Source organism: Pseudomonas sp. UBA6276, assembly GCF_002438365.1.
Taxonomy (GTDB): Bacteria; Pseudomonadota; Gammaproteobacteria; order Pseudomonadales; family Pseudomonadaceae; genus Aquipseudomonas; species Aquipseudomonas coleopterorum.
In genome coordinates, this window is sequence record NZ_DJUS01000115.1 from 17487 (window position 1) to 30467 (window position 12981).

Consider the following 12981-nt stretch of genomic DNA (forward strand, 5'->3'; position numbering starts at 1 on the left):
TTCAAGGAGCTGACCACGCCGTCGCGCCGCAACTTTCTGCGGACCATGGGCATATCGGGCATGGCGGCTGCGACCGCGCCGGTCTGGGCCCAGGCCGCGCAGCTGGCGCCCATCGATGACAGCGAAAAGCCGCTGGCCAAGGGCGAGCAGCGGATCACGCTCAAGGTCAACGGCCAGCCGCACACGCTCAATGTGCCTGGCAATGCCGTGCTGCTGGATGTGCTGCGCGATCGCCTGCAGCTGACCGGCACCAAGAAGGGCTGTGACCATGGCCAGTGCGGCGCTTGCACTTTGCACATCAATGGCCAGCCAGTGAACAGCTGCCTGTCTCTGGCGGCCATGCATCAGGGTGACGAAATCACCACCATCGAGGGGCTGGAGCGCAATGGTCAGTTGCATCCCATTCAGGAAGCCTTCTGGGCCCACGACGCGTTTCAGTGCGGTTACTGCACCTCGGGCCAGATGATGACGGCCGCGGCGATCATCAAGGACCCGAACATCGGTGCCGATGACGCCAGCGTGCGCGAAGCCATGAGCGGCAACATCTGCCGGTGTGGCGCGTACAAGAACATCCTCGCCGCCGTGCAGGATGCCCGTGGCAAAGTACAGGGAGCCAGCTGATGAGAGCCTTGGAATACACCCGCGCAACCAGCCCCGAACAGGCCGTTGCCACCCATGCCCGCAATGAAGCCACGGCGTTTCTGGCCGGTGGCACGACGCTGCTCGATCTGGTCAAGATCGACATCATGCAGCCCGATCGAGTGATCGATGTGCATGCCCTGGCGCTGGATCAGGTCGAGACCTTGAGTGACGGTCGCACCCGCATCGGGGCCATGGTCACCAATACCGGGTTGGCCAATCATCCGCGCATCAAGAGCGACTACGCGGTGTTGTCCCAGGCGCTGCTGTCGGGAGCCACCACGCAACTGCGCAACAAGGCCACCACGGCCGGCAACGTCATGCAGCGGGTGCGCTGCAACTACTTCCGTGACGGCGTTTCTGCCTGCAACAAACGTACACCCGGATCCGGCTGCGCTGCCATCGGCGGGCACAACCGCAGCGTGCACGCCGTACTGGGCACCAGCGATCAGTGCATTGCCACCCACCCGTCGGACATGTGCGTGGCCATGGCGGCGATCGGCGCCACCGTTCAGGTGCAGGGCCCCAACGGCAAACGGGAAATCGACTTCCAGGACTTCCATCTGCTGCCTGGCGCGACGCCCTGGAAAGAACACGCCCTGCAGCCTGACGAATTGATCACGCACGTCACGTTGAACGCGCCTCTGGCGGGCGGCAAATCTGCCTACCTGAAGCTGCGTGATCGGGCTTCCTACCAGTTCGCTCTGGCCTCCAGCGCGGTGATCCTGGTGATGGACGGTCAGGTCATCCGTGAGGCGCGCATTGCCTTGGGCGGCGTCGGCACCAAGCCGTGGCGTGCGCTCGAAGCCGAGCGTGCGCTGCGTGGCGCGGCGGCGACCCCGGAGAATTTTGCCAAGGCCGCAGCCATTGCCCTGCAAGGCGCCAAGCCGTATGCCCACAATGCCTACAAGATCCCGCTGGGGCAGCAGGCCATCGTGCGCAACCTCACCACACTGGGCACAGGAGCCATCGCATGAGCGAGTCAATCATGGGGGCATCCCCACGCCGCGTCGACGGTCGCCTGAAGGTCACCGGTGCCGCGCACTATGCGGCCGACCATCAGCCCAAGGGCATGGTTTTCGCCTACGGTGTCTACAGCACCGTAGCCAGTGGCTCGATCAAGTCCCTGGACATCGATGCTGCACGGCGCTCGCCCGGCGTGCTGGAAATACTGCACCACGGCAATTTTCCCCAGGCGTTCCATACCTCGCCCGTGCCGTTTTCCCTGGCCGGCGTGCTGTCGGGCTCGCGTACCGACGAAAAACGGCTGCCTTTCGAAGACAACGTGGTGCGCTATGCCGGGCAGTTCGTGGCACTGGTGGTGGCCGACACGTTCGAGCACGCCCGTGAGGCGGCCTACAAGGTCAAGGTCAGCTACAGCGAAAGTGCCGCCGCAGCCAATCTGGAGCAGGGTCTGAAGCGCAAGGCGGCTGCCGATGGTGGGCAGGGTCACAAGCGCGGCGATCCGGCCGGTGCGTTCGAAGGTGGTGCACAGACGGTCGACGCCACCTACACGACGCCGGTGGAAACCCACAACCCGATGGAGATGCACGCCACCGTGGCCATGTGGGACAACGGCAAGTTGGTGGTGTACGAATCGACCCAGTCGGTAGTGGTCCATCGCAACACGCTGGCACAGATTTTCGGCCTGCCGACCGAGCGCGTCGAAGTTCGCGCGCCGTTCATTGGTTCGGGGTTCGGCGGCAAGCTGTGGATCTGGCCACACTCGGTCGCGGCCTGCGCCGCTGCCAAAGTCGTTGGCCGCCCCGTGCAGCTGGTGATTCCACGGGCGCAGATGTTTACCACCGTAGGCCATCGTCCGGAAACCCGGCAGCGTATGCGCCTGGCCGCCGATGGCAAGGGCAAGCTGGTGTCGCTGCGGCATGAATCGCTCAACACCACCGGCATCGGCGACCAGTACGTCGAAAACTGCGGGGGCATGAGCGCCAGCCTGTATTCGTGTGCCAATGTCGAGGTCACCCACGGCACGGTCCAGGTCAACCGCGGGGCACCGACCTCGATGCGTGCGCCGGGTGCAGCACCCGGTCTGTTTGCGCTGGAGTCGGCCATCGACGAGCTGGCCGAGCGCTGCAAGATGGACCCGCTGGCGTTCCGTCAGTTGAACTGGGCCGAGCAGAACGAGCAGGAAAACCTGCCCTGGTCGGGCAACCATTTGCGCGAAGCCTTGGCTCAAGGTGCGGAGCGTTTTGGCTGGGCCAATCGCAAGCCCGGTATCGGCAGCATGCGCGATGGCCATGAAATCGTCGGCTACGGCATGGCACAGTGCAACTGGGATGCCTTCCGCACGCCCTGCGAAGCACGGGTTTCGCTGACGGCCGACGGCCGTGCCGTGGTGTATTGCGGTGGCCAGGACATCGGCACCGGTACCTACACGGTGCTTGCCCAGTGCGTCAGCGACATTACCGGTCTGCCTTTGGACAGGATCACGGTGGAGCTGGGTAATTCGTCCTACCCACCCGCGCCGGTCTCCGGCGGCTCCTGGATGACGGCCAGCGCACTGCCCGCTGTGGCCGAGGCCACCCGTGCAGCGCTTACCCAACTCAAGAGCTTTGCCGCTTCCGAGGAGGGTGGGCTGCCCAATGCCAAGGCGGAAGCGATCACGGTGAGCAACGGTCGTCTGCAGGATGGCTCGACCAGCCTGGAATTCGCCGAAGTGCTGAAGAAGCTCAAGATCGCCAGTGCCGAGGGTGAGGCCCATACCGGCATGGCCGACACCAAGAAGCACGCTTTCAGTTCGTTCGGCGCGCATTTCGTCGAGGTTCGCTGGGATCCGGGCATCTCGCGCCTGTGGGTGTCTCGTGTGGTCAGCGCCATCGACGTCGGCAAGGTCATCAACGGCAAGACCGCGCGTAATCAGGTCGAAGGGGCGATCGTCATGGCCATCGGCATGGCGTTGTTCGAGTCCACCGACTACGACGAGCGCAATGGCATGCCGGTGAACAACAACTATGCCGAATATGTAGTGCCGGTGCATGCCGACCAGCCGGAGATCGATGTGATTCTGCTCGATTACCCGGACTACAACCTCAACGAGTACGGTGCACGTGGGGTCGGTGAGATTGGTGTGACCGGGCTGGCGGCGGCGGTGGCCAATGCGGTCTACCATGCCACGGGCAAGCGGGTGCGCAACTTGCCGATCACCCTGGAAAAGCTGATGGATGGCGTACCCACCGTCAGCGTTTGATCGCTGTATGCCGCGCCGGGGTAGTCTCGGCGCGGTCCAGCCTTGCCGTGGCGCGCTACTTCAGCGATGCCTCATCCAGCCCCGCGTACCAATCTGCATAAACGGTGTTGCGCGCCATGCGTCGATTCATGTCGGCGCTGCCGTCGGTCCACCACACTTCGCCCCGTTCGCCCAAGGCCTGCTTGGCAGCGTCGACCTGCGCACGCGCCTGTTTCAGCGCCTGGGGATCTTCGGCGTGTTTGGCAGCCTTGACGGCTCGCCGGGCATCCATCAGCGCGTTGACCCAATGCTGGCGCACGTTTTCGGGAAGGGCAGGATTGCTGCAGCGCCAGAGTCGACCGCGTACTACGAAATAGCGTCCATCGGGCGTGGTGGGATACATCGGCAATCTTCGGAAGGGAGGGTATCGGAAGGGAAGGGGCAGTCCGGCAAGCGGGCCGCGTGGTCCCGCTTGCCGGTGGGTGTGCTTAGCTCAACCAGCTTTCGACGGTGTCGGAACCGTATTCGGCTTTCCATTCTTTCAGCGTCTTGTGATTGCCGCCCTTGGTTTCGACGACTTCACCCGAATGCGGGTTTTTGTAGGTCTTCAAGGAGCGCGGCTTGCGGGTTGCCTTCTCGGGTGCGGCAGGGGCCTTGGTCGATTTGCCGCCATGCTGCGGATCGAGAATGGAAACGATGTCCTTGAGGCTTTTATTGTATTCGCCCAACAACGCACGCAACTTGGTTTCGAACTCGATTTCCTGTTCCAGACCCTTGTCGCCTTTCATGGCTTCGAGTGCGGCAAGTTGTTCGGCCAGATGACGTTCGAGTTGACGGTATTCAGCAAGTTTGGACATTGGTATCCCCAGGCATGGATCGTGGTATGGATCGTGGATAAGAACGGTAAAGGTATCGAGGAAGGATTCTGGCGCAGTACGCGCATTCACGCCACAACTAAATAACGTGTTTTAACACTTTAATTCACCTCTCTAGGAGGGTGAGTGTGGGGAATGTCGCCGATTCGATAAAACTTTTCGGCAACCCGGGGGGTCAGGTCTTAAGTAGGCTGTCGAATCCACGGCAGCAGCCAAGAAATCTGGAGATACGAAATGAGCTTTTTTAGCAGCATCCTCGAGAAACTGGGTATCGGCAAGCACGCGGTTCCGGACGCAGACGCTTCTACGCAAACCCCTGCCGCCCCGGCGCCAGGTGCCTCGCCAACCACCACCGTGACCAACCAGCCTTCGGCTGCGCCGATTACCCAGGTGGATGTCGCTCAAAAACTCGAAGCGCTGGCCGCCAATCACGGCGAGACGCTGAACTGGCGAACTTCGATCGTCGATTTGCTGAAACTGCTGGGTCTGGACAGCAGTCTGACCGCTCGCAAGGAACTTGCCGAAGAATTGCACTACACCGGTTCGACCGATGACTCCGCGGCCATGAACACCTGGTTGCATTCGGCTGTGATGAAAAAGCTCGCCGAAAACGGCGGCACCGTGCCAGCGGAATTGCTGAACTGATAGTTCGTTCAAGCTTTCGCTAACGCTTATTAAGAAGGCCCGGCATCCGTCGGGCCTTCTTGCATTTGAACACCTCTCTCGCTCAGCGCGGCTGCCCTTTAGAAGCCGAGCTTAAAGGTCTGCGCTTAGACATCAGCGAACCCCCAACCTATCTTTTTGTTAATAAATCGGTTGGAACACCGTCGGCAGCCCGGCACTCAGATCCTTGAACTTATATTTCGAAGGAGCGCCGAATGCCTACCGCAGCCGATTTCATGGTCAATACTCTCAAGCAAGCCGGCGTCAAGCGCGTCTATGGCGTCGTCGGCGATTCATTGAATGGTTTTACCGATTCGATGCGTCGTCTGGGCGGATTGGACTGGATACACATGCGCAACGAAGAAGCCGGTGCGTTCGCTGCCGGTGGCGAAGCTCACCTTACCGGTGAACTGGCGGTGTGTGCCGGCAGCTGTGGCCCGGGCAACCTGCACTTGATCAATGGCCTGTTCGATTGCCACCGCAGCGGTGTGCCGGTGCTGGCCATCGCGGCGCACATCCCCAGCAGTGAAATCGGTATCGACTACTTTCAGGCGACCCACCCGGAATCACTGTTCAAGGACTGCAGCCACTATGTCGAGCTGGTGTCGCGTGCCGAGCAATTGCCGCAGATTCTCGAGCGCGCCATGCGCGTGGCGATCAGTCGCCGCGGTGTGGCGGTGGTGGTGATTCCGGGTGACGTGGCATTGAGCCCACTTGAAGCTACGGTGAGCCAGTGGATCGCACCACCGAAGCCGGTCGTGGTGCCCGAGCCCGCCCAGATCGATGAACTCGCCCAGTTTCTCAACGGCGGCAAGCGCGTGACGCTGCTGTGCGGTGCTGGCTGCGCAGGCGCCCACAGGGAAGTCGTCGCCCTGGCCAAGCAACTCAAGGCGCCGATCGTGCATGCGCTGCGTGGCAAGGAACATCTGGAGTACGACAACCCCTACGATGTGGGCATGACTGGTTTGATCGGCTTCGCCTCCGGCTTCAATGCCATGAAAGAGTGCGACACCCTGTTGATGCTGGGTACCAACTTCCCTTATCGGCAGTTCTTTCCCGAACATTCGCGCATCGCTCAGATCGACCTGCAGCCTGAAGCCTTGGGCAACCGTTGCCCGCTGGCCATCGGCTTGATCGGTGATATCAAGCACACCGTGCAGCAACTGTTGCCACGGCTGGAGGAGCGCACGGACACCATGCACTTGAACAAGGCGCTGGCGGACTACGACAGCGCGCGCAAGGGCCTCGACGACCTCGCCGAGAGCGGTCCGAACAGCACCATCATCCATCCGCAATACGTCAGCCGACTGGTCAGTGAGCTGGCAGCCGAGGACGCTGTGTTCACCTGCGACGTGGGTACGCCCACGGCCTGGGCCGCGCGCTACCTGAAGATGAACGGCAAGCGCCGTCTGATCGGCTCGTTCAACCACGGTTCGATGGCCAATGCCATGTTGCAGGCCATCGGTGCGCAGGCGGCTTACCCGCAGCGTCAGGTGGTGTCGATGTCCGGGGATGGCGGCTTCAGCATGATGATGGGGGACTTCCTGACCCTGAGCCAGGCCAACCTGCCGGTGAAGGTGATCGTGCTCAACAATGGCACCTTGGGCTTCGTTGAGATGGAAATGAAGGCCAGTGGTCTGGTGGACGTTGGCTGCGAGCTGAAGAACCCCAACTTCGCCACGTTCGCCCAAGGCATGGGCATCAAGGGTATTCGCGTGGAGAAGCCGCAGGATCTGCGCGCGGCCCTGGTCGAAGCGTTCGAGCACGATGGACCGGTGCTGGTGGACGTGGTCAGCGAACGTCAGGAGCTGATCATGCCGCCGGAAATCACCGCGGCCAACGTCAAGGGCTTTGGCTTGTTCATGATGCGCGCGGTGCTTGACGGGCGCGCCAAGGAGCTGGTGAACCTGGCAAAGAACAACCTTTTGCGTTGAGTCTCGATGCTACAAACCGGTGCGCATTCAACAATGCCGCACTGGTTTGACGCCGATCATGGGCCGCCTTCGCTGCACCGGCAGGCGTGATTTACGCTATTGACGGTTCCTGATCACTTGGTCAGCTTTTTGCACGGTGATTGGCAAACCCGATCTCAGCGGAGAGACCATGGAATCCTTGAACATCGTCATTGCCGGCGCCGGCATGGGCGGCTTGACCGCAGCTGCAGCCTTGCAGCAGGCCGGCCATCAGGTGCACCTCTACGAGCGTGCGGCAGAACTCGCCCCCGTCGGCGCAGCGATTTCCATCTGGCCCAACGGTGTCCGCGTGCTGGATGCGCTTGGCCTGGGCGACTCCATCGAGCAGGCTGGCGGGCACATGCAGAGCATGAGCTACAGCGATCATCAGGACCACTTGCTCACGCGGTTCGACCTGCAGCCCTTGTACACCTACGCTCGACGCCGGGCGTTTCCCATCGCCAGGGCGCGTTTGCAAAACATTTTGCTGGAAGCGGTCGGGATGCAGAACGTGACGCTAGGCGTGGCGTGCGTGGACTATGAGGAAAACGAGACGGACGTGCAGGTCAGGTTGTCGACGGGTGAAACGGTAACGGCCGATCTGTTGATCGCTGCCAACGGTACCCATTCGTTGCTGCGCGATACCATTGCCGGGGAGCCGGTTCCCCGACGCTATTGTGGCTACGTCAACTGGAACGGCCGGATCAAGGCGTCGCCGGACCTGGCGCCTGCCGATGAATGGGTTCAGTACGTGGGTGAGCACAAGCGGGTGTCATTGATGCCCATGGGCAACGATGAACTGTATTTCTTCTTCGACGTGCCGTTGCCAGCCGGCACACCGAACGTTCGTGAGCACTATCGCGCGGAACTGGAGCAGCATTTCGCGCAATGGCCCGAGCCGGTTCAGCGTCTTTTGCAGCGCCTGGACCCCGCAGCCGTGGCCCGTGTGGAAATCCACGACACCGCGCGAGTACCCCATCTGGTCAGTACACGGGTCGCCCTGCTGGGCGATGCGGCCCATGCCATGACGCCGAACATAGGGCAGGGCGGTTGCCAGGCCATGGAGGATGCCTGGGTGCTCGCCCGCTGCATCGAACGCGAACGCACGCCGACGGCTGCGCTGGCAGCCTATGAGTCGGCGCGAGCTGATCGGGTGGCTAGCCTGGTGACCAAGGCGCGCAAACGGGCGGCAATCATCCACGGCGAAATGCCTGACGAAACCCGGGAATGGTATGCACAGCTTGCAGAGAGCGATGGCAGCGACATTCTGGCCGGGCTGATCAAGACCGATGAAGGCAGCCCGTTGTAGGGCCGCAGCACTCACAGAAAAGGGGGCGTGACAGCTCCCAGTCCAACCTGCTGACAGCGCCTGACCCGCCAGAGCGCTTTCCCAAGCTTCTCCCAGATGTATTTGGTCGACTCCTGGAAAAATCGCTTCAGTCGCCGGACAACATGCCGATAACGTCGTCAGGAATAGGCGTTGAAGGTCTTCGACCGCGCCTTGCCGTGCCTTCCCGAAGAGCAGCACCCTCGTCAAGACCAAGGCGGGTCGGACGTGCGTGAAGGTCATGACGCCTGCTTTCAGAGCGTGCTCAGCGGCTTGAACTCATCACCCATTCATACCTGATTCTTGTGTCATTGACTTGGCAAGGCCTGCCTCGCCCCGGAGTTTCTACATGTGTTCGATGTGCGATTCACTCACCCAACTCTGGGCCCAAGGAGTGATCGGCCAAGAGGTAAGTAAACACACAGCCATCAGCCAGGCTAAACTTGAGCACCTGACGCTGGACCAGCAGGCCAACTACCTGACCGATGGCTTTTGGCGCGACGTTTACGGCGGCTCCCAGCATCATTTCAATGTCCACGCTGGTGACTCGCTCACCGTCAACCTGACCCGTTTGAGCGCAAACGCTCAGACTGTTGCCAAATATGCGCTGCAGACCTGGACCAACGTCAGTGGCCTCAAGTTTGTGGAAACCACCGCTGCTGGTGCGATCAATTTCAGCGAAAACAAAAGCGGCGCGTACGCCAATTCCAATTATGCAGGGAGCATCATCTCGGACAGCAGCGTCAACATCGCTTCCGATTGGGTGAATTACGGTTGGTATTATGTGCAAACCTACATTCATGAAATCGGTCACGCGCTGGGGTTGGGCCATGCGGGCAACTACAACGGCAGCGCGTCCTTTCCCAACAATGCCTTCTATCAAGAGGACAGCTGGAAATACTCGGTGATGTCCTATTTCAGTCAGGACGAGAATACCTATTCCAATGCCTCTTTCGGCTATGTCGTCACGCCGATGCTGGCGGATATCGTCGCCATCCAGTCGCTGTACGGCACCGCCGCTACCCGCACGGGTGACGATACCTACCGTTTGAACAACGCTGACATCAAGGCCGGAACCGTCTTCGTGCCTGGCCTGGTGGGCACGATCTACGATTCAGGCGGCAACGACAGAATCGATGTCAGCGCCTATGGCGGGGCTCAGACGATCGATTTGAGAAGTGAAGCGTTTTCCAGCGTATACGGCGGTTTATCGAATGTCGCCATCGCGCGCGGTACGGTGATCGAGAGCGCCATCACCGGTGCAGGCGCGGATACGCTGATTGGCAATGCCGGTGACAACGTTCTCGATGGGGGCGCAGGCAACGACCAGTTGCAGGGCGGCGATGGCGACGATCGGCTGGTGGGTGGGTCGGGCTCGGATATCCTCAACGGCGGCAACGGCATCGACACCGCTGTGTATGGCCAAACGGGCGCGCGCTACTTCGCAACCTACGATGCCGCGCTCGTGAGTGATGGCACCCTCAGCGTTCATGATGCGCAAACGTTCGATGTGGACACACTTTCAAGCGTCGAAAAGCTGGCTTTCAGCGACCGCACTGCCAATCTTGACGAGCTGCTCATGGCTTTTCGCAGCCGGTATGGCGCCTTCAACACCGAGAGTGACGCCACTGTTTCGTTGAGTTTCGGGATGGATACACATCACATCGCGCTCACCGAGGATCAGGCCGACGTTGCCAGGCTCTACTCACTGTTCGGTCGGACGCCCGATTATCAGGGTTTGAATCACTGGCTGACGCAGCAGGCGATGGGCACTTCGGATGCAGAGATTCGCGATGCCTTTCTGAATTCCACCGAAGCGATGCAGCGCTACAGCTTGCTGGGTGACAAGGATTTTGTCCTTGATCTCTATCAGACTGTATTGCATCGCACAGGTGAAGCATCAGGTGTGTCGTCCTGGAACGCTCTGCTGCAGGCGGGTGTGAGTCGAGCAACGGTCGCTGATGGCTTCCTGAATTCGCGCGAGAGCCATGACCTCTCCGAGGGCGAGACGGGGTTCATCAGGATCGTGGCTCATAACGCCTGGAACACTCTGGATATGGCAGTGGGTAAGGGGGTTGCCACCGGCACGGCGGGTGATGATCAGATCAGTGAGCAGGAGGTCATCCTCGACAGTCATGCGGTTTCGCACCTGGCTGGCAAGGCCGGTATCGACACCTTTATTTTCAACGACGCTGCATCGGCCTACACGATCAGCGCGCTCGACAACGACACCCTATCGGTCAGTCGTGCGACGGGAGCTGCTGCGCACTTCGACCTGAATGGCTTCAATGTTCTCGATTTCACAGATCGCGAACTGTTCGTTCTCGACTCGGCGCAGGCAAGCATTGGTCGTCTGTATACCATTCTGGGTCGTGCCCCCGACATCGAAGGCCTGAAGTCCTGGCTTTCCCAGAGCGCCTCAGGCGGAGCCGGTGCCCAGGTTGCGGATGGTTTTGTGCAATCTGCCGAATTCTCCCAAAGCCTGCCCAATGCCAGCAATGCAGCCTTTGTCGAAAAGCTGTATCACAATGTCCTCGACAGAGGCAGCGACGCTGGAGGTCTCGCCCATTGGGTCAACTTGCTGGACGCAGGTACGAGCCGTGGACAGGTCGCATTCACTATCGCCAACTCCGAGGAGTCTGCTGGACTGACACAAGGCGATGCCGGATTCATCCACCTGGTCGGTCATGCTGATTGGGCTTGAAGCACTAAACACCACGACGAGGTCAACGGCGCAGGCTAGGGATGCGGCAAGGTCAACGTCACCACGGCGCCGCCCGCGTTGCTGCGGTGCAGGACTGCGCCGCAGCGTTTGGCCAGTGCGCCGATCAGGCCCTGGCCACTGAGCTTGGGCGCCGCGGCCCCGGCATCGCTGAGCTGGGTTGCGGTGAAGCCCTGGCCACGGTCGCGTACCTTGAGTTGCAGCTCGCCGCTGGGCAGGCGCTTGAGTGAAAACTGGATCTGCGTGGTGGGCTGGCTGCCGTGGCGGATCGCATTGGCGACCAGTTCATTGACGATCAGGCCCAGGTCCGATGCCAGTTTGAAAGGCGCATAGGCGCTGTCGGCGTCAACACTGAAATGGATGCGGTCATTGCCTTCGGCTTCGATCGACGCCCTGATCAAGTGCGGCAGGTAATGGGCCAGGTCTACGGTGCCCGAAGCGCTGCGATACAATTCGGCCTGCACCGTACCAACGCCCTGAATGCGCGCAATGGCCGATTCGAGCAGTTGCCGCGCTTCGTCGCCCTGGGCGCGTAGCTTGGACATCTGCAAGAAGGCGATGATCAGTTGCAGGTTGTTCTTGACCCGGTGATTGAGCTCGGAGACCAGCACGTCCTGATGGGCCTCGAGTTCTTTCTGTGCGGTGATGTCGGTGCAGCTGCCGAAGTAACCGGCGAATTCGCCCTGGCGGTAGAACGGTGCGCCGTGGTCGAGGAACCAGCGGTAGCAGCCGTCGTGTCGGCGTAGGCGGTAAGGCGTGCTGAAGGACACTCGGGCATCGAACGCCTGTTCATAATTGCGGGTGCAAAGATCCAGATCGTCGGGATGCACGTCGTCGCTCCAGCCGTATCCGCAGAGCTGCTTCTGCGTCTTGCCGGTGAAGTCGAGCCAGGGTTTGTTGAACCAGTCGCACTGCTTGTCGACACCGGCACGCCAGATCAGGACCGGCGCGTTGTCGGCCAACTCGCGGAACTCGGTTTCACCCAATCCTGTTCCAGGGCGCAAGACATCCGTGGGTTCACTCATGTTTCTTTCCATATAGGCCGCGCGATTCGGTAAAGAGCTTCAAGGGCACTGGCAGCGGTCGGTTCAAGGGCAGTTCACCTTGAACCAGCGCATGCACGATGTGGGCGCTGCGTGACAGGTCATTGGGGCTGTAGGGCTTGGACAACAGCCCGAGCGCGTAGCCGCTGTTGGCCTTGGCCACGTCGATCTGGCCACTGACGAACAGCGAATGGATATTGAACTGTTCGTAGAGCGTCTGCGCCAAGCCTACGCCCTCGTCATGACCGTCCAGGTTGATGTCGACGAATGCAATGTCGATGCCATGGGTCTGCGCCAGCAACAGCGCTCCGGCCACGTCATACGCGGGGCCGATGATCTCGTGGCCATCTTCCTCCAGCGCTATCTCGGCCAACAGCGCCAAAATTGGATCGTCTTCTATCAACAGGATACGCATTGGGTCAACTCATTGTCTTCAAGGGCGCTTGCGCTCTTCCTTCTTGCAAAGCTTGTTCTAAGAGCACTGTGGCATCCGTGCGTTCAATCGCAGATCGTGGCTTGCAGCCAAAGGCACAACGCAAGGCTGAAAAATATCCTGAACTGTTGCGCGGCGCGCGC

Annotated in this window: 11 protein-coding genes; 7 read left to right on the forward strand and 4 right to left on the reverse strand. The window is 60.8% G+C overall.

The window, feature by feature from the left end:
* The first annotated feature begins 45 nt into the window (after nt 1–45).
* The 3 genes from B2V21_RS13575 to B2V21_RS13585 are packed head-to-tail and all read left to right on the forward strand — an operon-like array spanning nt 46 to nt 3844.
* A complete protein-coding gene (locus tag B2V21_RS13575) occupies nt 46–621 on the forward strand; it encodes a (2Fe-2S)-binding protein (RefSeq protein ID WP_236690495.1) in 576 nt (191 codons plus the stop codon).
* Nucleotides 621–1616: an FAD binding domain-containing protein gene (locus B2V21_RS13580; RefSeq protein WP_056842227.1), complete on the forward strand. Its 996-nt coding sequence runs from the start codon at nt 621–623 to the stop codon at nt 1614–1616. Before B2V21_RS13575 ends, B2V21_RS13580 begins: the two co-directional genes overlap by 1 nt.
* A complete protein-coding gene (locus tag B2V21_RS13585) occupies nt 1613–3844 on the forward strand; it encodes a xanthine dehydrogenase family protein molybdopterin-binding subunit (protein ID WP_286917116.1) in 2232 nt (743 codons plus the stop codon). The genes B2V21_RS13580 and B2V21_RS13585 overlap by 4 nt, the downstream gene beginning before the upstream one ends.
* A 55-nt stretch (nt 3845–3899) precedes the next feature.
* Here B2V21_RS13585 and B2V21_RS13590 read toward each other — a convergent pair whose 3' ends face one another.
* Nucleotides 3900–4226 carry a hypothetical protein gene (locus B2V21_RS13590; RefSeq protein WP_049859872.1) on the reverse strand — a complete coding sequence of 109 codons (327 nt, stop codon included), beginning with the start codon at nt 4224–4226 and terminating at the stop codon, nt 3900–3902.
* Nucleotides 4227–4311: 85 nt separating this feature from the next.
* Entirely contained in the window at nt 4312–4680 is a 369-nt protein-coding gene (locus B2V21_RS13595; protein ID WP_049859873.1) for a histone-like nucleoid-structuring protein, MvaT/MvaU family, read from the reverse strand.
* 252 nt (nt 4681–4932) lie between these two features.
* Between B2V21_RS13595 and B2V21_RS13600 the strand changes: the two genes are divergently transcribed.
* From B2V21_RS13600 to B2V21_RS13615, 4 genes are all read left to right on the forward strand, one after another.
* Nucleotides 4933–5343, forward strand: coding sequence for a DUF3597 domain-containing protein (locus B2V21_RS13600; protein WP_056842230.1), 411 nt, complete (start codon nt 4933–4935; stop codon nt 5341–5343).
* Between the two features lie 233 nt (nt 5344–5576).
* Nucleotides 5577–7295, forward strand: coding sequence for a ubiquinone-dependent pyruvate dehydrogenase (gene poxB / locus B2V21_RS13605; protein WP_286917117.1), 1719 nt, complete (start codon nt 5577–5579; stop codon nt 7293–7295).
* A 169-nt stretch (nt 7296–7464) separates the two neighbouring features.
* Entirely contained in the window at nt 7465–8622 is a 1158-nt protein-coding gene (hpxO, locus tag B2V21_RS13610; RefSeq protein ID WP_286917118.1) for an FAD-dependent urate hydroxylase HpxO, read from the forward strand.
* 367 nt (nt 8623–8989) lie between these two features.
* The gene (locus B2V21_RS13615) at nt 8990–11344 is read left to right on the forward strand and encodes a DUF4214 domain-containing protein (protein ID WP_286917119.1); all 2355 of its coding nucleotides are present in this window, start codon (nt 8990–8992) and stop codon (nt 11342–11344) included.
* 35 nt (nt 11345–11379) lie between these two features.
* Here B2V21_RS13615 and B2V21_RS13620 read toward each other — a convergent pair whose 3' ends face one another.
* Both B2V21_RS13620 and B2V21_RS13625 read right to left on the reverse strand, forming a co-directional pair.
* Complete coding sequence (locus B2V21_RS13620; RefSeq protein ID WP_049859878.1) at nt 11380–12387, reverse strand: sensor histidine kinase; 1008 nt, start codon at nt 12385–12387, stop codon at nt 11380–11382.
* On the reverse strand, nt 12380–12820 hold the full coding sequence (locus B2V21_RS13625; protein ID WP_049859879.1) for a response regulator: 441 nt from the start codon (nt 12818–12820) through the stop codon (nt 12380–12382). Before B2V21_RS13625 ends, B2V21_RS13620 begins: the two co-directional genes overlap by 8 nt.
* Between the last annotated feature and the right edge of the window lie 161 nt (nt 12821–12981).

Coding starts and splice junctions, on each gene's coding strand:
- B2V21_RS13615 (WP_286917119.1), top strand. CDS start 8,990: ATGTGTTCGATGTGCGATTCACTCACCCAACTCTGGGCCCAAGGAGTG.
- B2V21_RS13595 (WP_049859873.1), bottom strand. CDS start 4,680: ATGTCCAAACTTGCTGAATACCGTCAACTCGAACGTCATCTGGCCGAA.
- B2V21_RS13580 (WP_056842227.1), top strand. CDS start 621: ATGAGAGCCTTGGAATACACCCGCGCAACCAGCCCCGAACAGGCCGTT.
- B2V21_RS13600 (WP_056842230.1), top strand. CDS start 4,933: ATGAGCTTTTTTAGCAGCATCCTCGAGAAACTGGGTATCGGCAAGCAC.
- B2V21_RS13590 (WP_049859872.1), bottom strand. CDS start 4,226: ATGTATCCCACCACGCCCGATGGACGCTATTTCGTAGTACGCGGTCGA.
- B2V21_RS13585 (WP_286917116.1), top strand. CDS start 1,613: ATGAGCGAGTCAATCATGGGGGCATCCCCACGCCGCGTCGACGGTCGC.
- hpxO (WP_286917118.1), top strand. CDS start 7,465: ATGGAATCCTTGAACATCGTCATTGCCGGCGCCGGCATGGGCGGCTTG.
- B2V21_RS13625 (WP_049859879.1), bottom strand. CDS start 12,820: ATGCGTATCCTGTTGATAGAAGACGATCCAATTTTGGCGCTGTTGGCC.
- B2V21_RS13620 (WP_049859878.1), bottom strand. CDS start 12,387: ATGAGTGAACCCACGGATGTCTTGCGCCCTGGAACAGGATTGGGTGAA.
- poxB (WP_286917117.1), top strand. CDS start 5,577: ATGCCTACCGCAGCCGATTTCATGGTCAATACTCTCAAGCAAGCCGGC.
- B2V21_RS13575 (WP_236690495.1), top strand. CDS start 46: ATGGGCATATCGGGCATGGCGGCTGCGACCGCGCCGGTCTGGGCCCAG.